General features: G+C 73.9%; 26 protein-coding genes. 19 read left to right on the forward strand and 7 right to left on the reverse strand.

Annotation, left to right across the window (positions count from 1 at the left end):
• Positions 1-457: helix-turn-helix domain-containing protein (locus D7318_RS31615; protein WP_147437898.1), on the reverse strand; the 457-nt coding region annotated here is incomplete at its 3' end.
• A gap of 304 nt (positions 458-761) precedes the next feature.
• Between D7318_RS31615 and D7318_RS31620 the strand changes: the two genes are divergently transcribed.
• From D7318_RS31620 to D7318_RS31685, 15 genes are all read left to right on the forward strand, one after another.
• Entirely contained in the window at positions 762-2,414 is a 1,653-nt protein-coding gene (locus tag D7318_RS31620) for an acyl-CoA dehydrogenase family protein (protein WP_120700690.1), read from the forward strand.
• A gap of 107 nt (positions 2,415-2,521) precedes the next feature.
• Positions 2,522-3,151, forward strand: coding sequence for a hypothetical protein (locus D7318_RS31625; protein ID WP_147437899.1), 630 nt, complete (start codon positions 2,522-2,524; stop codon positions 3,149-3,151).
• Positions 3,152-3,195: 44 nt separating this feature from the next.
• Positions 3,196-3,570 carry a hypothetical protein gene (locus D7318_RS31630; protein ID WP_183091701.1) on the forward strand — a complete coding sequence of 125 codons (375 nt, stop codon included), beginning with the start codon at positions 3,196-3,198 and terminating at the stop codon, positions 3,568-3,570.
• Positions 3,571-3,697: 127 nt separating this feature from the next.
• Positions 3,698-4,303, forward strand: coding sequence for a GNAT family N-acetyltransferase (locus tag D7318_RS31635; RefSeq protein ID WP_230424313.1), 606 nt, complete (start codon positions 3,698-3,700; stop codon positions 4,301-4,303).
• A 92-nt stretch (positions 4,304-4,395) separates the two neighbouring features.
• Positions 4,396-4,479 carry a putative leader peptide gene (locus tag D7318_RS35090; RefSeq protein ID WP_369008265.1) on the forward strand — a complete coding sequence of 28 codons (84 nt, stop codon included), beginning with the start codon at positions 4,396-4,398 and terminating at the stop codon, positions 4,477-4,479.
• A gap of 166 nt (positions 4,480-4,645) precedes the next feature.
• Complete coding sequence (locus D7318_RS31640; RefSeq protein ID WP_120700693.1) at positions 4,646-6,382, forward strand: nitrite/sulfite reductase; 1,737 nt, start codon at positions 4,646-4,648, stop codon at positions 6,380-6,382.
• A 49-nt stretch (positions 6,383-6,431) separates the two neighbouring features.
• On the forward strand, positions 6,432-6,659 hold the full coding sequence (locus D7318_RS31645) for a hypothetical protein (RefSeq protein ID WP_120700694.1): 228 nt from the start codon (positions 6,432-6,434) through the stop codon (positions 6,657-6,659).
• Between the two features lie 20 nt (positions 6,660-6,679).
• Entirely contained in the window at positions 6,680-7,414 is a 735-nt protein-coding gene (locus tag D7318_RS31650; protein ID WP_120700695.1) for a phosphoadenylyl-sulfate reductase, read from the forward strand.
• Between the two features lie 28 nt (positions 7,415-7,442).
• Positions 7,443-8,006 (forward strand): adenylyl-sulfate kinase, encoded by a 564-nt coding sequence (gene cysC, locus D7318_RS31655; protein WP_120700696.1) that lies wholly within the window; start codon positions 7,443-7,445, stop codon positions 8,004-8,006.
• 32 nt (positions 8,007-8,038) lie between these two features.
• Positions 8,039-8,977 carry a sulfate adenylyltransferase subunit CysD gene (gene cysD / locus D7318_RS31660; protein WP_120700697.1) on the forward strand — a complete coding sequence of 313 codons (939 nt, stop codon included), beginning with the start codon at positions 8,039-8,041 and terminating at the stop codon, positions 8,975-8,977.
• Positions 8,977-10,338, forward strand: coding sequence for a sulfate adenylyltransferase subunit 1 (locus D7318_RS31665; protein ID WP_120700698.1), 1,362 nt, complete (start codon positions 8,977-8,979; stop codon positions 10,336-10,338). Before cysD ends, D7318_RS31665 begins: the two co-directional genes overlap by 1 nt.
• 198 nt (positions 10,339-10,536) lie before the next feature.
• Complete coding sequence (locus tag D7318_RS31670; RefSeq protein ID WP_120700699.1) at positions 10,537-11,676, forward strand: ABC transporter substrate-binding protein; 1,140 nt, start codon at positions 10,537-10,539, stop codon at positions 11,674-11,676.
• Between the two features lie 37 nt (positions 11,677-11,713).
• A complete protein-coding gene (locus D7318_RS31675; protein ID WP_120700700.1) occupies positions 11,714-12,517 on the forward strand; it encodes an ABC transporter ATP-binding protein in 804 nt (267 codons plus the stop codon).
• Positions 12,504-13,400 carry an ABC transporter permease gene (locus tag D7318_RS31680; protein ID WP_120700701.1) on the forward strand — a complete coding sequence of 299 codons (897 nt, stop codon included), beginning with the start codon at positions 12,504-12,506 and terminating at the stop codon, positions 13,398-13,400. The genes D7318_RS31675 and D7318_RS31680 overlap by 14 nt, the downstream gene beginning before the upstream one ends.
• A gap of 38 nt (positions 13,401-13,438) precedes the next feature.
• Positions 13,439-14,206 carry a sirohydrochlorin chelatase gene (locus tag D7318_RS31685; RefSeq protein ID WP_120700702.1) on the forward strand — a complete coding sequence of 256 codons (768 nt, stop codon included), beginning with the start codon at positions 13,439-13,441 and terminating at the stop codon, positions 14,204-14,206.
• Between the two features lie 19 nt (positions 14,207-14,225).
• On the opposite strand, the gene D7318_RS31690 is transcribed toward D7318_RS31685, so the two are convergent.
• Positions 14,226-14,786 (reverse strand): winged helix-turn-helix domain-containing protein, encoded by a 561-nt coding sequence (locus D7318_RS31690; RefSeq protein WP_120700703.1) that lies wholly within the window; start codon positions 14,784-14,786, stop codon positions 14,226-14,228.
• Between the two features lie 199 nt (positions 14,787-14,985).
• Positions 14,986-15,090 (reverse strand): putative leader peptide, encoded by a 105-nt coding sequence (locus tag D7318_RS35095; RefSeq protein ID WP_408055565.1) that lies wholly within the window; start codon positions 15,088-15,090, stop codon positions 14,986-14,988.
• Between the two features lie 95 nt (positions 15,091-15,185).
• Between D7318_RS35095 and D7318_RS35100 the strand changes: the two genes are divergently transcribed.
• From D7318_RS35100 to D7318_RS31705, 3 genes are all read left to right on the forward strand, one after another.
• Complete coding sequence (locus D7318_RS35100; protein WP_408055566.1) at positions 15,186-15,272, forward strand: putative leader peptide; 87 nt, start codon at positions 15,186-15,188, stop codon at positions 15,270-15,272.
• A 107-nt stretch (positions 15,273-15,379) separates the two neighbouring features.
• Positions 15,380-15,847 (forward strand): cysteine dioxygenase, encoded by a 468-nt coding sequence (locus D7318_RS31700; protein WP_120700704.1) that lies wholly within the window; start codon positions 15,380-15,382, stop codon positions 15,845-15,847.
• The gene (locus tag D7318_RS31705; protein WP_120700705.1) at positions 15,844-16,239 is read left to right on the forward strand and encodes a rhodanese-like domain-containing protein; all 396 of its coding nucleotides are present in this window, start codon (positions 15,844-15,846) and stop codon (positions 16,237-16,239) included. Before D7318_RS31700 ends, D7318_RS31705 begins: the two co-directional genes overlap by 4 nt.
• Positions 16,240-16,274: 35 nt before the next feature.
• On the opposite strand, the gene D7318_RS31710 is transcribed toward D7318_RS31705, so the two are convergent.
• Both D7318_RS31710 and D7318_RS31715 read right to left on the reverse strand, forming a co-directional pair.
• Entirely contained in the window at positions 16,275-17,300 is a 1,026-nt protein-coding gene (locus D7318_RS31710) for an NAD-dependent epimerase/dehydratase family protein (protein WP_120700706.1), read from the reverse strand.
• Positions 17,301-17,516: 216 nt separating this feature from the next.
• A complete protein-coding gene (locus D7318_RS31715; RefSeq protein WP_120700710.1) occupies positions 17,517-18,758 on the reverse strand; it encodes an SAV2148 family HEPN domain-containing protein in 1,242 nt (413 codons plus the stop codon).
• Positions 18,759-18,878: 120 nt separating this feature from the next.
• On the opposite strand from D7318_RS31715, the gene treY reads away from it, so the two are divergent.
• Positions 18,879-21,290, forward strand: a complete 2,412-nt coding sequence (treY, locus tag D7318_RS31720) for a malto-oligosyltrehalose synthase (protein WP_120700707.1) — start codon at positions 18,879-18,881, stop codon at positions 21,288-21,290.
• Positions 21,291-21,554: 264 nt separating this feature from the next.
• Here treY and D7318_RS31725 read toward each other — a convergent pair whose 3' ends face one another.
• Entirely contained in the window at positions 21,555-21,740 is a 186-nt protein-coding gene (locus tag D7318_RS31725) for a hypothetical protein (RefSeq protein WP_120700708.1), read from the reverse strand.
• Between the two features lie 192 nt (positions 21,741-21,932).
• Positions 21,933-22,073 carry a hypothetical protein gene (locus D7318_RS31730; protein WP_183091698.1) on the reverse strand — a complete coding sequence of 47 codons (141 nt, stop codon included), beginning with the start codon at positions 22,071-22,073 and terminating at the stop codon, positions 21,933-21,935.
• Positions 22,074-22,226: the final 153 nt, after the last annotated feature.

A 22,226-nucleotide genomic window follows, 5' to 3' on the forward strand; every position in this document is an offset into this window, starting at 1 on the left:
GATCGGTCGACAGCTTGAACGTCTCCGAGCGGTGCGGCTGCAGGCCGAACGCCCGCCAGATCCGCGACACCGACGACTGCGAGAGGCCCGTCTCCTTCGCCATCGACCGCGTCGACCAGTGCGTTGCGTTCTTCGGAGTGGATTCCAGCGTCTTGGTGACGACCGCGGCGACCTGCTCGTCCGTCACGGTCCTGGGACCGCCCGGACGTGGCATGTCGCCCAGACCAGCGATCCGGTACCGCACGAACCGGGCCCGCCAGCGGCCCACCGCATGGGGTGTGGAACCGAGCTGAGCGGCCACGTCCTTGTTCGAGGCGCCCTCGGCGCAGGCCAGGATGATCCGACACCGCAACGCCCATGTCTGCGGCGTGGAACGTCGCCGCACCCATCCCTCGAGTGCGGCCCGTTCCTCGTCCGACAGTGTCAACTCGGCCTTGGGCCGCCCCGTCCGTGCCATAGAGCAAGCCTATACATCTGAACAGAATTCCTGACTCGGGACACTAGGGCCTGTCTGATAATTCCCGGTGGATCAGCGAGCGGCGGATGGCGCCCGCCTGGCAAGGCGCCGGATCGCAGCTCGTACTCAGCCGTACTCGCGCGATTCGGCAACGCAGCCAGGCGGGATGCCAGTCGTCGCGAGCCCGCCGGGGATTGTCAGACAGGCCCTAGTGGGGCCCGCGTGGCTGCCGCGCGGGAAGGGGACACGGGAACGGACCGGAAGGTGAGGTGACGCGGCGCTGGCGGGCGCCTACCGTAGCGTCATGACGCGCAGCACTCATACCGTGACCAATCAGTCATCCCCCCTCGTCGGCCACGACGTCTTCGGCGGGGACGCGGCGCTGGCCGAGGGCTTCGCCCTGCACATCGGCGAGGACGTGGCAGCCGAGGCGACCGCGGATCTCGGCGCGCTCGGCCGGACGGCGGGCACGGCCGAGGCGCAGGAGTGGGGCGCCCAGGCCAACGCGTACCCGCCGGTGCTGCGCACCCACGACCGCTTCGGCCACCGGATCGACGAGGTGGACTTCCACCCGGCGTGGCACCAGCTGCTCGGGCGGGCGGTCGAGGCCGGGCTCACCGACGCGGTGTCGCTGCCCCAGGGGAACCTCAGGCGCACCGCGGGGTTCTACGTGTGGTCGCAGGTGGAGGCGGGGCACGGCTGCCCGGTGTCGATGACGCACTCGGCGGTGCCCGCGCTGCGCGCCCAGCCCGAGCTGGCCGCCGTCTGGGAGCCGTTGCTGACCTCCCGCGTCTACGACCCCGGCCCGGGGCCCGCCGCGGGGAAGGCGGGGGCGCTCGCCGGGATGGGGATGACGGAGAAGCAGGGCGGCTCGGACGTGCGGGCCAACAGCACGCGGGCCGAGCCGCTGGCCGAGCCGGGGGCGTACGCGCTCACGGGCCACAAGTGGTTCTGCTCGGCGCCGATGTCGGACGCGTTCCTCGTGCTCGCCCGGGCGCCCGGCGGGCTGACGTGCTTCCTGCTGCCGCGCGTGCTGCCCGACGGCACCCGGAACACCTTGTCGATCCAGCGGCTCAAGGACAAGCTCGGAAACCGCTCGAACGCCTCGGCCGAGGTCGAGTTCGACGGCAGCACGGTCGCGTGGCGGGTGGGCGACGAGGGGCGCGGGGTGGCGACCATCATCGAGATGGTCAGCGCGACGCGCCTCGACTGCGTCGCGGGCTCCGCGGCGCTCATGCGGCAGGCGGTGGCGCGGGCCGCGCACCACGCGGCGGGGCGTGAGGCGTTCGGCGCGCGGCTCATCGACAAGCCGCTCATGCGCAACGTGCTGGCCGACCTGGCCCTGGAGTCCGAGGCGGCCACCGCGTTGATGCTGCGCCTCGCGGCCGCGGCCGACGCCGCCGCCGCGGGCAGCGCGCAGGAGCGGCACCTGCTGCGGCTCGCGGTCCCCGCCGCCAAGTACTGGGTGACCAAGCGCTGTACGCCGCTGGTGGCCGAGGCGCTCGAGTGCCTCGGCGGCAACGGCTATGTCGAGGAGTCCGGCATGCCGCGGCTGCTGCGCGAGTCCCCGCTCAACTCGATCTGGGAGGGCTCGGGCAACGTGCAGGCGCTCGACGTGCTGCGCGCGCTCCAGCGCGAGCCGGGCGCGTTGAACGCCTTCCTCGCCGAGGTCGGCCGCGCCTCGGGCGCCGACCACCGCCTCGACGCGGCGATCAAGGACCTGCTGACCGACCTCTCCGACCTGTCGGGCATCGAGGCGCGGGCCCGGCGGCTGACCGAGCGGCTCGCGCTGGTGCTCCAGGGGGCGCTGCTCGTCCGGTACGCGCCCCCCGCGGTGGGCGACGCGTTCTGCGCGGCGCGGCTCGCCGGCGAGGGCGGCGCGGCGTTCGGCACGCTGCCGGGCGGCGCGGACCTGGGCGCGCTGGTCGAGCGGGCGCGTCCGGTCAACGAGGGCTGACGGCGGGAGGTTTGCCCCGGCGGCTTCGGGCAACGCGACGTCATGACAACCCGCGGGAGCAGTTCGCTGCGCAAGGCACTGCGAAAAGACACTGCGAAAGGGAAGTCATGACAACTGTAGTCATCATCATCGTGGCCCTGGTCGTCGTCGCCGTGGTGGGCATCCTGGCGCTGCCGACCGTGGGGCCGGGGAACGGCAGCCTCCAACGCCGTTTCGGGCCCGAGTACGACCGCGCCGTGGCGCGCCACGACGGGGACGTCCATGCGGCGAGAAGGGAGCTGTCCGAGCGGCTGCGGCGGCACGGGCGGCTGCGCGCGCGCCCGCTGTCGGCGGAGGAGCGGCGGCAGTACGAGGCCAAGTGGCGGCGGATCCAGGAGCGGTTCGTGGACTCGCCCGGCGCCGCGCTCGGCGAGGCCGACCACCTGCTGACCCAGCTGCTGCACGACCGCGGCTACCCGTCGGACGCGCGCGAGCACCAGGTCGCGGCCGTGTCGGTGCACCATCCGCGCCATGTGGAGGCGTTCCGCACGCTGCGCCTGCTCGCCGCGGCGGGCGCGGGCGGCGCTGGTGGCACGGAGGAGCTGCGCGAGGCCCTGCTGCGGGCCCGCGACCTCTTCCGCGACGTGCTCGACGCGGGCCCGCGCGAGGCGGGCGCCGGGCGCCCCGACGAGCGCCGCCGGCTGCACGTCCGCCGACCGCGGAGCCGACAGGACGCGACGACGAAGGGCGGCGTGTGATGGAGGGACGGCGGACGGAGACGCGGACGGTGCCGGGCGCGAAGGTGGTGACCCCTCTGGAGGCCGCGGAACGGAACGAGGCCACGGAGGCGAAGGCAGCCGGAGCGCGCGGCACGGGGCCAGGGCCCGACCCGGCGCCCACCAGGCCGACGAGCGGCCCGCTGCTCTCGCCCGAGCAGGGCGAACGGCTCACCTCGGGGCTCGAGCACGCACTCGTCGGCTTCGTCGACAGCCCCGAACGGTCGCTGACCGACGCGGACTTCCTCCTCGACGAGACCGTGGCGCAGCTGACCGACGCGCTGGCCACCCGGCGCAGGGAGCTGCGCGCCGGATGGCAGCACCGGGACGCGGACACCGAGCGGCAGCGGGTGCTGCTCCTCGACTACCGCGACCTGGTGCGGCGCCTGCTCGGCGCGTGAGGCGCGGACACGGAGGACCACACCGTCCCCCCACGAGGCGGCCCCGGGCGATCACCGCGAACAGCCGGATCGCCCGGGGCCGCCGCCCGTTCGCGGGTGCGACGGGCGCGTGTGATGAAATGCCCGGGTGAACGACGCCCCGAGGACCGCCCACGCGACGGCCAGGGTGACCACATGGTGGCTGGAGCAGACCTCGCCGTCCGACCTCTTCCCCGCGCGCGCCCCTGACGCGGCGGCCGGTCTCGCGGTCGCGCGGGCCGAGGTGGCGAGCCCGGAGTTCAGCCGGTTCCTGTATACGGCGGTGGGCGGCGATGTCGCGTGGACCGACCGGCTGCCATGGAGCCACGCGCGGTGGCTGGCGCACCTCGACCGGACCGGCGTGGAGACATGGGTGGCCTGGGTCAGGGGCACGCCCGCGGGCTTCGCCGAGCTCGACGGGAGCGAGGAAGGCGTGGTGGAGCTGGCCTACTTCGGGCTGCTCCCGGCGTTCCGCGGCCTCGGCATCGGCGGCCATCTGCTGTCGGTTGCGCTGACACGCGCCTGGGACCTGGGGGAACGCCTGCCGAGCGGGACGCCGACGCGGCGCGTGTGGGTGCACACGTGCTCCCTCGACGGGCCGCACGCGCTGGCCAACTACCGGCGGCGCGGCCTCCGGTTGTACGACACGACGGAGGCCGAGCAGCCGCCGACCGCCTCTCCAGGACCCTGGCCCGGGGCGTTCGACCCACAGTGAGCGGGTCGTTACCTGTATCACATAGTGGGACCGCATTGTCCATATGCCGGATAACGGTGGACTGGCGGGTCACCGCGTGCCACGCTGCCGTCATGTCCCCAGCTGGAATCGCACTGGTGAGTCGGCGCCATGTCGATCTTGGCCGCATGTCCAGCGCCATCTGTCCGGCATGGTGAGCACCTCGGACTGAGCCGCCTCACGTCCTCCCGTCCGCGGGTCGAGCACCCGTGTCCGCGCTCCGGACCCCGCCCTGCCCCGCGACGCCGCGGGCGCTGACCACGGCTGGGGTCCCACAGCCCTGCCGCCCGCAGATCCGAACGCCTCACGAAGGATGCCGCGACGATGCCTGATTCCGCGCCCGGTTCCACGAACGGTCCGGCGAACGGTGCCGCGAACGCGAGGAAGCCCGCCGCCCCGGGGCGCCGCAAGGCCGCCAGGCACCGCGGCGAAGGCCAGTGGGCCGCGGGCCACTTCACCCCGCTCAACCCCAACGAGCAGGTCAAGAAGGACGACGACGGCCTCAACGTCCGCACGCGCATCGAGACGATCTACGCGCACCGCGGGTTCTCCTCGATCGACGGCCAGGACCTGCGCGGGCGGATGCGCTGGTGGGGCCTCTACACCCAGCGCAGGCCGGGGATCGACGGCGGCAGGACGGCCATCCTGGAGCCCGAGGAGCTGGACGACGAGTACTTCATGCTCCGCGTCCGCATCGACGGCGGCAGGCTGACCACCGCGCAGCTGCGCGTGATCGGCGAGATCTCCCAGGAGTTCGCGCGCGGCACCGCGGACATCACCGACCGGCAGAACATCCAGTACCACTGGATCCGCATCGAGGACATGCCGGAGATCTGGCGGCGCCTCGAGGGCGTCGGCCTGTCCACGACCGAGGCGTGCGGCGACACCCCGCGCGTGGTGCTCGGCTCGCCGGTCGCGGGCATCGCGGAGGACGAGATCATCGACGGCACCCCCGCCGTCGACGAGATCCACCGCCGCGTGGTGGGCAACAAGGCGTACTCGAACCTCCCGCGCAAGTTCAAGACGGCCGTCTCGGGTTCGCCCCTGCTCGACGTGGCGCACGAGATCAACGACGTGGCGTTCGTCGGCGTCGTGCACCCCGAGCTCGGCCCCGGGTTCGACGTGTGGGTCGGCGGCGGGCTCTCCACCAACCCCAGGATCGGCGTCAGGCTGGGCGCCTGGGTGCCCCTCGACGAGGTGGCCGACGTGCACGAGGGCATCGTCGGGCTGTTCCGCGACTACGGCTACCGGCGGCTGCGCACGCGCGCCCGCATCAAGTTCCTGGTGGCCGACTGGGGCGCGGAGCGGTTCCGCGAGGTGCTCGAGCGCGAGTACCTGCTGCGCCGCCTCGCCGACGGCCCGGCGCCCGAGCGCCCCGTGGCCGAGTGGCGCGACCACATCGGTGTACACCGGCAGCGCGACGGGCGTTACTACGTCGGCTTCGCGCCGCGCGTGGGCCGCGTCGACGGCGGCACGCTCGCCAAGATCGCCGACCTGGCCGAGGCGCACGGCTCCTCGCGCGTGCGCACCACCGTCGAGCAGAAGATGATCGTCCTCGACGTGCCCGAGGACCGGGTCGAGGCGCTCACCGAGGGCCTCGCCGCGCTCGATCTGACCACCAGGCCTTCGACGTTCAGGCGCGGGACCATGGCCTGCACCGGCATCGAGTTCTGCAAGCTCGCCATCGTCGAGACCAAGGCCCGCGCGACGTGGCTCATCGAGGAGATGGAGCGCCGCCTCCCCGACTTCGACGAGCCGCTCACCATCAACGTCAACGGCTGCCCCAACTCCTGCGCCCGCATCCAGATCGCGGACATCGGTCTCAAGGGACAGCTGGTCACCGACGCCGACGGCAACCAGGTCGAGGGGTTCCAGGTCCACCTCGGCGGCTCCCTCGGCCTCGAGCCCGGCTTCGGGCGCAAGGTCCGCGGCCTGAAGGTCACCGCCACCGGGCTGGCCGACTACGTCGAGCGCGTTCTGGTCCGTTTCACCGAACAGCGCGAGCCCGGCGAGCGCTTCGCCCGGTGGGCGGCCCGCGCCGACGAGGAGTCGCTGTCGTGACCCGGGCCGACGCGAGGGCCGCCGCGAGGGCAGGAAGCGAGGACGCCGCGTGAGTGAGCGAGCCGCCCCGTTCTACTGCCCCTACTGCGGGGACGAGGACCTCCGCCCCAACGAGGAGGGCCACGGCGCCTGGGAGTGCGCGGCCTGCAACCGCGCGTTCCGCCTGTCGTTCCTCGGCCTGCTCGCCAGGGGCCTCACCCGCAACGCGCCCCGCCCCGCCGACGGGGGCACCGACGGCGACGACCTCGACGGCGACGGCGCCGCGGAAGCACGCTGACGACGCTTCAGGAGGGCACGATGACCGCCACCACCACGACCGGATCCCGCTCCGAGGGCGCGCCCGCCCGTGCCGAGCGCCTGCGCGCGCTCGCCGAGCGCGCCGGGCGCGAACTCGAGGGAGCCCCGGCCCTCGACATCCTGCGCTGGGCCGCCGACGCGTTCGGCCAGCGGCTGTGCGTCACCTCGTCGATGGAGGACGCCGTCGTGGCCCACCTCGCCTCCCGCGCGCTGCCTGGCGTCGACGTGCTGTTCCTCGACACCGGCTACCACTTCCCCGAGACCATCGGCACGCGCGACGCCGTCGCCGCGGTCATGGACGTCGACGTCATCACCCTCACCCCGGCCGCCACCGTGGCCGAGCAGGACGCGGCCCACGGGCCCCGGCTGTTCGAGCGCGACCCCGACCGGTGCTGCGCCCTGCGCAAGGTCCAGGTGCTCGAACGCGGCCTCGCCTCCTACGACGCGTGGGCGACGGGCCTGCGCCGCGACGAGTCCCCGACGCGCGCGAACACCCCCGTCGTCGGCTGGGACTCCCGACGCGAAAAGGTGAAGATTGCCCCGATAGCGACCTGGGGCCAGGCGGATGTGGAAGCCTATGTCGCGGAGCACGGAGTGCTCACCAATCCGCTTCTCCAGGACGGTTACGCGTCCATAGGCTGCGCCCCCTGCACCCGCCGCGTCGCGGCGGGCGAGGACCCGCGCGCCGGGCGCTGGGCCGGCCTCGGCAAGACCGAGTGCGGATTGCACGGCTGACATGACGCCGACGACGAGGACACGCGACATGAGCGGCACGGGCGCGAGCGGGACACCGCCACGCGGCGCCACCATCTGGCTCACAGGGCTGCCGAGCGCGGGCAAGACCACCATCGCCCGCGCGCTGGCCGCGCGGCTGGCCGCCGAAGGGCGGCGCGTGGAGGTGCTCGACGGCGACGAGGTCAGGGAGTTCCTCTCCGCGGGCCTGGGCTTCAGCCGCGACGACCGGCACACCAACGTGCAACGCATCGGATTCGTCGCCCAGTTGCTCGCCTCGCACGGGGTGATCGCCCTGGTGCCGGTCATCGCCCCCTACGCCGACAGCCGCGAGGCGGTCCGCAAGCGGCACCAGGAGGCGGGCACCGACTACCTGGAGGTGCACGTGGCCACGCCCGTCGAGGTCTGCTCGGAGCGTGACGTGAAGGGCCTGTACGCCAAGCAGGCCGCGGGCGCGCTGACCGGTCTCACCGGCGTGGACGACCCCTACGAGGTGCCGGACGCCCCCGACCTGCGGATCCACGCGCACGAGCAGACCGTCGACGAGTCGGCCGCGGCGCTCCACGCGGTGCTGGCCCGGCGGGGGCTGGCATGAGCGGGGCAACGGACGAGCGAGAGGAAGGCGGCATGACCACGACGGCTCACCTGGCCGGTTCCATCAGCGGGAGCCCCTACGCGCTGTCGCACCTGGACGTCCTCGAGTCCGAGGCGGTGCACATCTTCCGCGAGGTGGCGGGGGAGTTCGAGCGGCCCGTGATCCTGTTCTCGGGCGGCAAGGACTCGATCGTCATGCTGCACCTGGCGCTCAAGGCGTTCGCGCCCGCGCCGCCGCCGTTCGCGCTGCTGCACGTCGACACCGGGCACAACTTCCCCGAGGTCATCGCCTACCGCGACCGGGTCGTGGCGCTGCACGGGCTGCGCCTGCACGTCGCGTCCGTGCAGGAGTTCATCGACGACGGGCGGCTGCGCGAGCGCCCCGACGGCACGCGCAACCCCCTCCAGACGGTGCCGCTGCTCGACGCGATCGAGACGCACCGCTTCGACGCCGTCTTCGGCGGCGGGCGCCGCGACGAGGAGAAGGCCCGCGCGAAGGAGCGGGTGTTCTCGCTGCGCGACGAGTTCGGCGGCTGGGACCCGCGCCGCCAGCGCCCCGAGCTGTGGCAGCTGTACAACGGGCGGCACGCGCCGGGCGAGCATGTGCGGGTCTTCCCCCTCTCCAACTGGACCGAGCTCGACGTCTGGCAGTACATCGCCCGCGAGAAGATCGAGATCCCCGGGATCTACTACGCCCACGAGCGCGAGGTCTTCAGGCGCGGCGGCATGTGGCTGGCCGCGGGCGAGTGGGGCGGGCCGCGGGACGGCGAGCCCGTCGAGACGCGCCTGGTGCGGTACCGCACCGTCGGGGACATGTCGTGCACCGGGGCGGTGGACTCGGACGCGGAGACGATCGAGCGGATCATCGCCGAGATCGCCGCGTCCCGGCTCACCGAGCGGGGCGCGACCCGGGCCGACGACCGGCTGTCCGAGGCCGCCATGGAGGACCGCAAGCGCGAGGGGTACTTCTGATGACCGGCGCCACCACGGGGACGCCCGCCGCCGCGGGCCCCGAGTCCCTCTCCACCACGGCGCTGCTGCGCTTCGCCACCGCTGGCTCGGTGGACGACGGCAAGTCCACGCTGGTCGGGCGGCTGCTGCACGACTCCAAGTCGGTGCTCGCCGACCAGTTGGAGGCCGTCGAGCTCGCCTCGCGCAACCGGGGCCAGGAGTCGGTCGACCTCGCGCTGCTGACCGACGGCCTGCGGGCCGAGCGCGAGCAGGGCATCACCATCGACGTCGCCCACCGCTACTTCGCCACGGCCAGGCGGCGTTTCATCCTGGCCGACACCCCTGGCCATGTGCAGTACACCCGGAACATGGTCACCGGCGCGTCGACCGCCGAGCTGGCGATCATCCTGGTGGACGCGCGCAACGGCGTGGTCGAGCAGACCCGCAGGCACGCCGCCGTCGCCGCGCTGCTGCGGGTGCCCCATGTGGTCCTGGCCGTCAACAAGATGGACCTCGCCGGCTACGCCGAGCCGGTGTTCGCGCGCATCGCCGGGGACTTCACCGCGTACGCCGCCTCGCTCGGCGTCCCCGAGGTCACCGCGATCCCCATCTCCGCGCTCGCCGGGGACAACGTCGTGACGCCATCGGCCGCGATGGACTGGTACGGCGGCCCCACCGTGCTCGAACACCTGGAGTCCGTGCCGGTAGCGCACGACCCGACCGAGGACCCGGCGCGCTTCCCCGTGCAGTACGTCATCCGCCCCGGCACGCCCGAGCACCCCGACTACCGCGGCTACGCGGGGCAGATCTCGTCGGGCGTGCTGCGCGTGGGCCAGCGGGTGGTCGTCCAGCCCTCGGGGCTGACCAGCACGATCGAGGGCATCGACGCGCTGGGCCAGTCCCTCGACGTGGCCTGGGCCCCGCAGTCGGTGACGCTCACCCTCGCCGACGACCTCGACATCTCGCGCGGCGACCTGATCGCGCCGGCCGACGGCGCGGCCACGGCGACGCGTGAGGTCACCGCGACGGTGTGCCACCTGCACGACCGGCCGCTCGCGCCGGGGGCGCGCGTGCTGCTGAAGCACGCGACCCGCACGGTCAAGGCGATCGTCAAGGAGATCCCGTCCCGGCTCACCCTGGACGACCTGTCCCACCATCCGGACCCGGGCGAGCTGGTGGCCAACGACATCGGCCGCGTGACGCTGCGCACCTCGGAGCCGCTGGCCATGGACGCCTACGCGGACTCGCGTTCCACCGGATCGTTCCTGCTGATCGACCCGGCGGACGGCGCGACGCTGACGGCGGGGATGGCGGGAGAGGCGTTCGGCGGGGCCAAGGGCCAGGGGGCCCCGAGCGCGGAGGACGCCGCATGGGACTTCTGACCGGCGCGGGCGGGGTGTTCGCCACCTTCGCCAAGGAGGGCGGGCGCGTGGGCAGCGGCGCGCTCGGCAGCGGCTACGGCGGCATGGGGCCCTGTGCGGGCTGAACCGCCTCGCGCGGGCGGCCCGTTCGCCCGCGCGCCCCGCCGCTCCCGTTCACCGTTCGCCGCGTTCCGCCCTTCCGAGAGGACCTGATCCACCGTGACCGCTCCCCGCACATCGGGGCCGAGACGGCTCCGCCGCTCCCGCGCCACCGCCGTCGTCCTGCCCCTGCTGCTGACCGCCGTCGCCGCCTGCGGCTACGGCTCGGACAACGACGACGAGGAGTCGTCGCCTTCGAACGAGGAGACCGCGGGCGGCGAGGCGCTGTCCGCCGACGAGGTCTCCATCGGGTACTTCGCGAACATCACCCACGCCACCGCCGTGGTGGGCCTCCAGGACGGCGGCCTGATCCGCGAGCAGCTCGGCGGCACCGAGGTGAACACGCAAATATTCAACGCGGGCCCCTCCGCGATCGAGGCGCTGAACTCCGGCGACCTGGACCTGACGTTCATCGGCCCCAACCCCGCGATCAACGGCTTCGCGCAGTCCGGCGGCGAGAGCCTGCGCGTCGTGTCGGGCGCGGCGTCGGGGGGCGCCTCGCTGGTGGCGAACCCGGAGACGGTGCCCAGCCTCGACGACCTCGAGGGCGCCCGCATCGCCACGCCGCAGCTGGGCAACACGCAGGACGTCGCCCTCCTCAACTACCTGGCCGAGGAGGGGTACGAGGTCAACGCCCAGGACGGCTCGGGCGACGTCGAGGTCTACCGCATCCCCAACGCCGAGATCCCCGCCGCGTTCGACAACGGCGACATCGACGGCGCCTGGGTGCCCGAGCCCACCGCGGCCAACCTGGTCAGCAGGGGCGCGGAGACGCTGCTCGACGAGGGCGACCTGTGGGACGACGGGCAGTTCGTCGTCACCCACGTGATCGCCTCGCAGGACTTCCTGGCCGAGCACGAGGACGTGGTCGAGGCCGTCGTCCGCGGGGTGGTGCGCACCAACGGCTGGATCAACGAGAACCGCGACGAGGCCAAGGAGCAGTTCAACGCGCAGCTCGCGGCCCTGCCTGGCGGCAGCGAGCTGCCCCCCGAGATCCTCGACCCGGCGTTCGAGAATGTCGAGTTCCTCAACGACCCGCTGGCGACGACCCTCCAGACCGGCGCCGAGCACGCGGTGACCGCCGGGCTGCTCGACGAGACCGACCTCACGGGCATCTACGACCTGTCCATCCTCAACCGCGTGCTGGCGGAAGAGGGGCTCCCCGAGATCACCGATGACGCCGGTCTCGGCGTCGAGTGACGGACCCCCGCCCCGACGCACCCAGGAGGCGACACCGATGGCCACAGCGCTCCACAAGCCGAAGGGCCAGGGCGGCGAGGGCGGCGACGACGCCCCGGTCGCCGTCCACCTCGACCATGTGTCGAAGTCCTTCGGCCGCCCGGGCAAGCAGCAGCTGGTGCTCGACGACATCACGCTCGATGTCGCCCCCGGCGAGTTCGTGACCCTGCTGGGCGCGTCCGGCTGTGGGAAGTCGACCCTGCTCAACCTGACCGCCGGGCTCGACGCGGCGTCCGCCGGCACCATCACGGTGCCGGGCGGGCGCCCCGCCCTGATGTTCCAGGACCACGCGCTCTTCCCGTGGCTGACCGCGGGCAAGAACATCGAGCTCGCCCTGCGGCTGCGGGGCGTTCCCCAGGGCGAACGGCGGGCCGAGGCCGAGCGGCTGCTCACGCTCGTCCGGCTCAGCGGCGCGCACGGCAAGCGCGTGCACGAGCTGTCCGGCGGCATGCGGCAGCGCGTCGCGCTCGCGAGGGCGCTGGCGCAGGACAGCCAACTGCTGCTGATGGACGAGCCGTTCGCCGCGCTCGACGCCATCACGCGCGATGTCCTGCACGAGGAGCTGACCCGGATCTGGCGCGAGACCGGCGTCTCGATCCTGTTCGTCACGCACAACGTCCGCGAGGCGGTCAGGCTGGCGCAGCGCGTCGTGCTGCTGTCCTCGCGGCCCGGGCGCGTCGTTCACGAGTGGCGCGTGGACATCGAGCAGCCGCGCCGCATCGAGGACACCGCCGTCTCGGCGCTCTCGGTGGAGATCACCGAGCGCCTCAGGGAGGAGATCCGCCGCCATGGCCAGCAGTGAGACACGGGAGAAGGGGAGCGAGGACCTCGCGGGCCTCGAGGCGGGGCTCGACGCCCTGGAGACCCCGGCCACCACCCCCGAACGGCCGCCCGTCGGCCGGATCCTGGTGAGCAAGGTGCTGCCGCCCGTGGTGGCGATCGTGCTCGTCCTCGCCATCTGGCAGGGGGCCTACTGGGCCGATGTGAAGCGCGACGACGCGCTGCCGAGCCCGCTCGACGTGGGCGACGAGTTCGCCGAGATGTGGCGGCAGGGCACCCTGTTCGAGTACATCTGGACCAGCGTCTCGCGGGGCGTGCTCGGCTTTGTCATCGCGGTCGCGGTGGGCACCCCGCTCGGCCTGATCGTGGCGCGGGTCAAGGTGGTGCGGGCCGCGATCGGCCCCGTGCTGACCGGCCTCCAGTCGCTGCCTTCCATCGCGTGGGTGCCCGCGGCGATCATCTGGTTCGGGCTCACCAACAGCACGATCTACGCCGTGGTGCTGCTCGGCGCCGTGCCGTCCATCGCCAACGGCATCGTCTCGGGCGTCGACCAGATCCCGCCGCTGTATCTGCGCGCGGGGCGGATGCTGGGCGCCAGCGGGCTGACCAGCGTGCGGCACGTGCTGCTGCCCGCGGCGCTGCCCGGCTATCTGGCGGGGCTCAAGCAGGGCTGGGCGTTCTCCTGGCGGTCGCTCATGGCGGCCGAGCTGATCGTCCAGTCCCCGAGCCTCGGCACGGGGCTCGGCCAGCTCATGGACGGCTACCGGGCCATGCAGAACATGTCGGGGGTGCTCGCGACCATCATCCTGATCCTGGTGGTCGGGGTGGCCATCGACCTGCTGTTCTTCTCCCCGCTCGAGCGGCGTGTGCTGCGCGGCAGAGGGCTGCTGGCCCGCACCACATGAGGCACGGAACGCACCGAAGGGGCGGGGGCGCGCGCCGCATGGCGCACGCGCCCGCCCTGCTGGTCGTGGCGCACGGCAGCCGCGATCCGCGCCACGCGGCGACCGTCGCGGCGCTGACGGCGCGGGTGCGCGGGCTCGCGCCGGGGCTCACGGTGGCGACGGGCTTCCTCGACTTCTGCGTGCCGGGCGTGGACCGGGCCATGGCCGGGCTCTACGCGGCGGGTGAACGGCGCGTCGTGGCGCTGCCGTTGCTGCTGAGCCGGGCCTTCCACGCCAGGACCGACATCCCCGCGGCGCTCGCCGAGGCCGAAGCCGGGCTGCCGGGGCTGAGCGTGGCGCGGGCGGATGTGCTCGGCCCCTCGCCGCTGCTGCTCGCGGCGCTGGAACGGCGGCTGGCCGAGGCGGGTGCGCCGACGGGCGCCGAACGGCGTTCCACCGGCGTCGTGTTGGCGTCGGCCGGGTCGTCCGACCCCGAGGCGCTCGCCGCCATGGCGGCGCTCGGCGCGCGCTGGCGGCGCGCGGCGGGCTGGGGCGCGGTGGCGACCGCGTACGCCGCGGCCGCGTCGCCCACGACGGCCGAGGCCGTGCGCGCGCTGCGCGCGGACCCTGCGGTGCGGCGCGTGGTCGTGGCGCCGTGTGTCATCGCGCCGGGGCGGCTGCCCGACCGCATCGCGGCGGGCGCGACCGAGGCCGGAGCCGAGGTGACCGCCCCGGTCCTCGGCCCGGCCCCGGAGCTGGCCCGGCTGCTGCTGCGGCGCTACGCCGAGGCGGCGGGGCCGCCCCGGCGCGCGCTGCTCGCCGGGTGATACCGGGTGCTGCCGTTGATCAACCGCCGGGTGGCGGCACGTACTTGTAGCCGACCCTGCGGACGGTGACGATGCGCTCGCGGTAGGCGGCGCCGAGCTTGCGGCGCAGCCGCGCGATGTGCACGTCCACGGTGCGCTGGTCCCCCACCGGGCCGTAGCCCCAGATGGTGGCGACCAGTTGTTCCCTGGTGTACACCCGGTGAGGGTGTCTCACCAGGTGGGCAAGCAGCTCGAATTCCAGATAGGTGAGCCGGAGCGGCTTGCCGTCCACCGTGGCGGTGCGCTCGTCGGTGTCCACGGCCACGCTGCGCCGCTTGGCCTCCGGCGCCCGCACGGGTGTGGGAGCCGGGGGCTGCGACGCCGCTGAGAGGATCTCGCCGAGCTGGGTGAGCTTGGTCCCGGCCGGGGCCAGGACCAGATACCCCACGAGGGGAACGGCGTTGTCCGCCGTGCCGCCACCGAGTGCCTGAGGGACGAGGGTCACCGTCACGTCGGTCACATCGGTCAGCTCGGAAAGGGACGATAGTCGGGAGAGATCGGGTGGTGTCGGGAGAGCGGCGAGGTGCCGCGGCGTCGGCATGTGAAGCCGCCTTTCCGCATTGTCCGGAGGTGCGCTTGGTCCAGGGGGCCGCATGGTCAAGAAGGCCGCGGCCGCAGATAAGGGCAGCCGAATTCCTCCCACGTCGCCGGGCGGCGTTACGCCGTCTCATCCGGAATGCGGGATGGTGAACACGCGGAAGATCGCGAGGAAATGCGGGAGTAGTCCGGCTGGGCGCGGGTCAGCGACCGGCGGCACAGATGGCGCTGGCCTGCCGCCGGAGATCGACATGCAGGCGCACAACGAGGAAATCAGCCTGGCTCACGATATGCGAGCATGACAGCACTTTCCTTGACCGTCAAGGCACTTCAATTCGCCGGCCGGTCCAGTGGTTGACCCCCGGTTGACGGCGGGGCGCGGAACCGGCTATCCATGACCATCATGACGACCGACAAGCGCTTCTTCTCACGGTGGCACGTGGACCTGGTCCGCGTGGCCAGCGCGCTGTGTCGTAGCGGTCGATTCTGACGACCGCGCTCGCCCGTATCCCTGGCTCGGGCGCGGAGATTCTCCCGTTTCTCCCACGTTTCCTCGCGTTTCCCGCCCTTTTCCCACGCCTTTTCGAGGATCGAGCCATGTCCGCGCCCACGCCCGCGATCATCACCCCCGCCGAACTCGAGCTGACCGTCCGCTCCTTCGCCGCCCGCACCGACCTGTGGCGCCCCCAGGTGCGCTTCACCCGCCCCGACCGCTGGTACCGACGCCTCGAGCGCAACGCCGACTTCGAGGTCTGGCTGCTGACCTGGCTGCCGGGCCAGGGCACCGAGATCCATGACCACGGTGGCTCGTCCGGGGCGTTCGGGGTGGTCCAGGGAACGCTGACCGAGCGCGTTTTCCCAGCTGCCGGACCCGTTGTCCGACAGGTGGACGTGGGCGGGGTCAGGCCGTTCGGCCCGCACTATGTGCACGAGGTGACCAACAGGGGCGGCGGCCCCGCGGTCAGCATCCACGCCTACGCGCCCGCCCTCACGACGCAGTCCTACTACCGTTGGGACGCGGACGGCGGACTCGCGCTCTCACGGACGGAGCCGGTGACCGAATGAGTGGCCCCCTGGGCATCGACGAGCATCTGGCGTACGCGCGCCTGGACTTGGACCGCGTGACGCCCCACGAGGCGCACGAGGCGGCGCGCGAGGGCGCGGTGCTCGTGGACACGCGCCCTGAGTTCCAGCGCGCGGCGGACGGCACGATCCCCGGCGCGCTCATCATCGAGCGCAACCACCTGGAGTGGCGCTGCGACCCGTCGAGCGGCGCCTCGGTGCCCGAGGCCACGGGCCGGGACGTGCGGTGGATCGTGCTGTGCGACGAGGGCTACGCGTCCTCGCTCGCCGCGGCGTCCCTGCGCGCGATCGGCCTGCCCCGCGCGACGGACCTGGCGGGCGGCTTCCAGGCGTGGCGCGCCGCGGGCCTCCCCGTCACCCCGCCCGCCCGCTGAACGCCCCGCGCCCCACGGGGCGTTCGGATCGGCGTTCAGGCCAGGGCCTCGGCCTCCTTCGCGGGGTCGAGGCCGAGCGCGCCGCGCGTGGGGACGGCGGGCAGCGCGCCGCCGAGCGAGCGGACCCACCGCCAGGTGTCGGCCACCGTCTCCTCCACCGGCCTGCACCGCAGGCCCGTGCCCAGCGCGCGCGTGACGTCGGAGCGGTGCAGCGCGTCGTGGAGCTCCCCCGGCGGCGTCCAGATCGGCAGCTCCGTCCAGCCCGCGATCCCCGCGGCCTCGACGCGCTCGGGCGCGGTCCAGCGCAGCTCGGCCGTCGCCGGTCCGGTGGCCGGTCCGGTGGCCGATCCCGTGGCGGCGACGCAGGCGTCGAGCAGCCCGCCCATCGTCGCGTGCCCCGACGGGCTCACCAGGTCCACGGGCCCCGACAGTCCGCGCTCGGCCGCGTCGAGCGTCCAGCGGGCCAGGTCGCGGGCGTCGACATACTGGAGCGGCAGCTCGCGAGGCCCCGGGGCCAGCACGGGCCCGCCGCGGGCGACGCGGGCCAGCCACCAGGGCAGGCGGCCGACGTTCTCGTGGGGGCCGAGGATCAGGCCGCAGCGCACGAACAGCGTCAGGTCCCCGCCGAACTCCGCCTCGGCGGCCAGCTCCCCGCCGCGCTTGTCCGCGGCGTAATCGGTGGCGTCGGCGTCGGCGTCGGGCGAGGCGTCGACGACGGGCGCGCCCTCGTCCGCCCCCGCGGGGATCGGCCACGCGTAGACGGAGCGGCTCGAGACATAGGTGAAGTGCCGCGCGCGCCCCGCCAGCAGGCGCGCGGCGTCCCGCACGGCGCGCGGGGCGTCGCTCCAGGTGTCGACGACCAGGTCCCACTCCCCCTCGGCCAGCGCGGCCAGGCCGCCTGCCGCGGTGCGGTCCCCGCGCAGCGGCGCGGCGCCCGGCGGGGGCTCGGCGCGGCCCCGGGTGAACGTGGTGACGGACCAGCCCCTGGCCAGGGCGTCCTCGGCGAGGGCGCGGCCGACGAACGTGGTGCCGCCGAGGATCAGCAGTCGTGTGGGTCGCATGGGAGCCAGCGTTCCCCGACGCGGGCGCGCGGGGAAGCCCGCACTGCTGTCGGCGAATTCACCGAGAGCGGAACGGGCGCGCCCCCCGGGGGCGAGTACGCGGCGCTCGGCTGGGAGGTCGACAGCCGGGGGGTCGCCTGGACCGCCGCGGCTGAGCACCGGCGTGCTCCGCGCCCGTTCGGCGAACGGCCGCAGTGGCCGGCGCCGCGGGCCTCCCTAGGAGACCGGGCGGGAGTTCTCCCAGGACCACTCGAACTCCTCGCGGTACGTCTCGAACAGGCTCAGCTCGCCGTCCGCGAAGGGGCCGGTGAACGGGCCCGTCCTGTGCACTATCTCCCGGCCGCCGCGCCGCAGCACCAGGACCGGGGTCTCCATGCCGCGGCTGCGCCTGAGGTAGGACTGCACGACCGCAACCCCGCCGGGGGCGTCGGCGTCCACGAAGTAGGCACTGAAGCGCGGCGTCTCGTCGGAGACATGGATCTCGAACGCCTCGGGGTCCCTGGTCCGGCCGCGCACCCGGCGCATGTGGAGGATGTTTGTCTCGACGGATCGGCTCAGCTCGCCGCGCTTCAGGGAGAGTTCGCGCTCCCGCCGCCGCATGGCGCCGCTGGCCGGGTTCAGGAAGAGGAGCCGGATGCGGCAGCCGCCGTCGGCGAGGCGGACCAGGCGCCGCCCCGGGTAGTTTCCCACGAGGAGGCCGAGGGCTATGCCCGCCGCGTCGAGCCGCCGCGCCCCGCCGAACAGGTCCTCGGCGGGCAGCTGTCTCTGGAGCCGCACCCGGTCGGGGTGGACCCCCGCCACATCGGTGAACCGGTCACCGACAAGGCGCTCCACCGCGTCGGTCGGGAGCCGCCCCGAGGACGGCGGGACGCCGGAGTCGAGCAGCCGCAGCAGCCTGGCGCACCCGCGTTCGGCCTGTTCGAGCACGACGCGGCTCATCCCGCGGTTGCGGCTGACCGCGCTGCGGGCCACCTCGAGCTCGTCAAGGGTGAGCTCGACCTCGCGGCGATTGTCCAAATACGGCGCAAAGCAGGGCCAGTGCTGCACCATGAGTTCACGCAGTTGCGGGAGGGTGAGGAAGGCGAGGACCGTGTCATCGGCAGGATCGAGCAGGTGTCCCTTGCGGCGGCTGACCTCGCGCAGCGCCGCGGCGCGCTGCACCCACTCCTGCCCGGTCGGCCCGGCGGCCGCGATCTCCCACTCCTCGCCGTGCACCGGCTCGTACACCGGGCGCAGCACCGCGGCCACCACGGACCGCAGCCGCTGCTCCACGAGGTTCAGCCAGACGTACGCGCGACCCGCGCGCTCCACCCGGGTGCTCACCTCGGACCAGTCCTCGGCGGTCCACTCCAGGTCAGCCCCTGTCTCCACCGGGCGCGGCACCGGGACAGCCCCGGCCTGTGCCTCGGCTGTCCCACCCCCGTTTCCCGAGGGCAGCTCCAGCCCCGACGAGCTCACCTGCACCGCCTTCCGCCCCGCTGATGGATCAAGGAAGCCTACTGCGGAGCCCCCCGCGCGTGCAGCACACTCGGGAATCAACTGCGCTTGTCCGCACGGCCGTCGGGGCAGAGGGTCTCCATGACGCCAGCGCGCCGCACGCCCACGTCTACCTACCGGCTCCAGCTCCAGCCGGATTTCCCCTTCTCAGCGGCCGAGGAGCTCGTCCCCTACGCGGCGTCGCTCGGTGTCTCGCACCTCCACCTGTCGCCCGTCCTCGAGGCCGTGCCCGGCTCGCTCCACGGCTACGACGTGACCGACCACACACGCGTGCGCGCGGAGTTGGGGGGCGAGGAGGGCCTGCGGGCGCTCGCGGACGCGGCGCGTGCGCGGGGTCTCGGCCTGGTGCTCGACATCGTGCCGAACCACATGGCGGTGCCGGGCGCGATGGAGCTCAACGGGCCGCTGTGGGAGGTGCTGCGGGACGGCCCCGAGGCGGAGCGCGCGGGCTGGTTCGACATCGACTGGGCGGCGGGCGGCGGCCGGGTGCTGCTCCCGGTGCTCGGCGGGCCGCTCGGCGAGGAGCTCGACCGCCTTTCGGTGGTGGACGGCACGCTGCGGTACGCCGACCGCCGCTTCCCGCTGCGGCCCGGCACGGAGGAGCTGCCGCTGCCCGACCTGCTCGACGAGCAGCACTACCGCCTCGCGTGGTGGCGCCTCGGGCGCACGGAGATCAACTACCGGCGTTTCTTCGCCATCTCCGAGCTCATCGGGGTGCGCGTGGAGGAGCCCGAGGTCTTCGCGGCGACGCACGCGCTGGTGCTGCGGCTGCTCGACGAGGGGCTGATCGACGGGCTCAGGGTGGACCACCCCGACGGGCTCGCGGACCCGGGCGGCTATCTGGAGCGGCTGCACCGCGCGACGGGCGGGGCGTGGATCGTCGCGGAGAAGATCCTCGGGCCAGGCGAGCGGCTGCCCGCGAGCTGGCCCGTGGCGGGGACGACGGGCTATGACGCGATGCGGTTCATCGACGCGATGTTCACGGAAGCGGACGGCGCCGCCGAACTGACCGAGCACTACCGGGCGTTCACCGGGGCGCCGCCGGATCTCGGCGGCGAGTGGACGGCCACGGTGCGGCGGGCGGCCTACAAGATGATCACGCACGAGCTGGCGGCCGAGACCGAACGCCTCACGCGCGCGGCCGTGCGGGTGTGCGCGGCCGTGCCGGAGCTGAGGGTGCGCGACCACGCGCCGTGGACGCTGCGTTCGGCGCTGGTGGAGCTGCTGGTGCGGCTGCCGGTCTACCGCCCCTATGTGACGGGGGACGCGCCGCCTTCGCCGGTGGACGAGGCGATGCTGGTGACGGCCGCGGACGGGGCGCGGACGATGTACGCGGTGCCCGCGGAGGCCGCGGCGGTGGACACGGTGCGGGAGCTGGCGCTCGGGCGGTTCGGCGAGGGCGACGACCTGACGGACTTCCGGGTGCGCTTCGCCCAGGTGGCGTCGGCGCTGCGGGCCAAGGCCGTCGAGGACACCGCCTGTTACCGTTACGCGCCGCTGCTCTCCGCGGCCGAGGTGGGCGGGGACCCGGGCGAGCCCGCGCTGCCACCGGCCGCGTTCCACGCGTTCTGCGAGCGGATCCAGCGGCACTGGCCGCTGACCGGCACCGCGCTGTCCACGCATGACACCAAGCGCAGCGGCGACATCCGGGCGACGCTCGCGTCGTTGAGCGAACACCCCCACGGCTGGGCGGAGTTGGTGACCCGGCTGACGGAGGAGACCGCGCGGGCCGGGGTGCGGGCGCCGGATCCGCACGTGGCGTGGACGACGTGGCAGACGGCGTTCGCGATGGGCTTCCCCGACCGGGAGCGGCTGCTCGGCACGGTGCTGAAGACGGTGCGGGAGGCGGGGCTGCACACCAGCTGGACCGAGCCGGACGAGTCCTACGAGGCGGCGCTCGAACGCTTTGTGCTCGCGGGCCCGTGCGGGCCGCCGCTCTATCCGCTGACGGAGTTCGCGCGGGAGCTGGAGCCGCAGGTCAGGGCGAACGTGCTGGGCACGGCCCTGCTGCACCTGACGATGCCGGGGGTGCCGGACGTCTACCGGGGAAGCGAGCGGCACTACCTGGCGCTCGTCGACCCCGACAACCGGCGGCTCCCCCAGCTGCCCGTCGCCCAACTCGCGGCGCTGGACGACGCGTTGGCCACCGGCTACGACCTGGCGACGGAGAAGCTGCGGCTCACGGCGACGGCGCTGCGGCTGCGGCGCGCGCAGCCGGAGTGGTTCGGGGAGCTCGCGGACTACGAGCCGCTGCCCGCGGAGGGGATCGCGGCCGAGCACTGCCTGGCGTTCGCGCGCTCGGGGCGGGTCGTCGCGGTGGTGACGCGGCTGTCGCGGCGGCTCGCGGCGGCGGGCGGCTGGGAGGGCACGTATCTGCCGCTGCCACCTGGGCCCTGGCGGGACCTGCTGACCGGCCATGCGGTCTCGGGCAAGGCGCGCCTCGGGCAGCTGCTCGCGGCGAACCCGGTGGCGCTGCTGGTCCGCGAGGACTGAGCGGCGGCCGACCCGGTGTCCTGGCGCCCCGGCCGGGTACGCGGGCGAACGTGGAGCGGACCGTGCGCGACGATGGATGAGCTGGCCGTCGAGATCCCGCCGTGGCGCCGCCGCGCCGCGGGGCTCGCGCGCCGTCAGGGGGCGGGCGCCGTCAGGGGGCGGGCGCCGTCAGGGGGCGGGCGGCGCGGCCCTCGCCACCTCGCCGCCGCCGGTCTCGCCCGAGCTGACGCCCGGGCGTTCCCCCGGGCGCGTCGAGGCGCTCGGTCATGGCTCGCGCGCCTGCTCGCGCACGCACGCGCGGCAGATCCACGCGGCGCGCAGGACGCGCGCGGCGTGGTGCGGGGGGTGCTCGGCGCACCAGCTGGCCGGGGGCTGCCGGTCGGGCAGCGAGCGCAGGATCATGTCCACCGCGCGCGGTGGCTCGCCGGGGTCGATGGTGTCAGCGGCCATCGGGGTCCTCCTCGCCGCCCTCCTCGGGCTCGGGGAGCAGCACGATCTCCTCGGCCACCAGATCGTGCCCGTTGACCTCGCCCTCGTCGACCATGATCACGTCACCTCCGCCCCCGAGTGTCCCCCGGGGCCCGCGCCGCCGCAGCGGCGCGCGGCAGTGCGCGCCTGGCGTGCGGCGCGAAAGACCCGTGCTCAGGAGGCGCGGCGCCGGAAGTGCCACACGACGCGGGCCTCGACGAAGGCGCGGTCGTGGTGGCGCTCCCCGGTGAACGCGCGCGGCAGCGCGACGCCTTCGAGGCCGAGGGCATGGGCCAGCGGGAGTCCGTGGACCACCGGCCGGACGCTGGCGGGGACGGCGGCCCTAGGGCCTGTCTGACAATCCCCGGCGGGCTCGCGACGACTGGCATCCCGCCTGGCTGCGTTGCCGAATCGCGCGAGTACGGCTGAGTACGAGCTGCGATCCGGCGCCTTGCCAGGCGGGCGCCA

The sequence above is a fragment of the Streptomyces radicis genome (assembly GCF_003626575.1).
GTDB classification, from domain to species: domain Bacteria; phylum Actinomycetota; class Actinomycetes; order Streptomycetales; family Streptomycetaceae; genus Streptomyces; species Streptomyces radicis.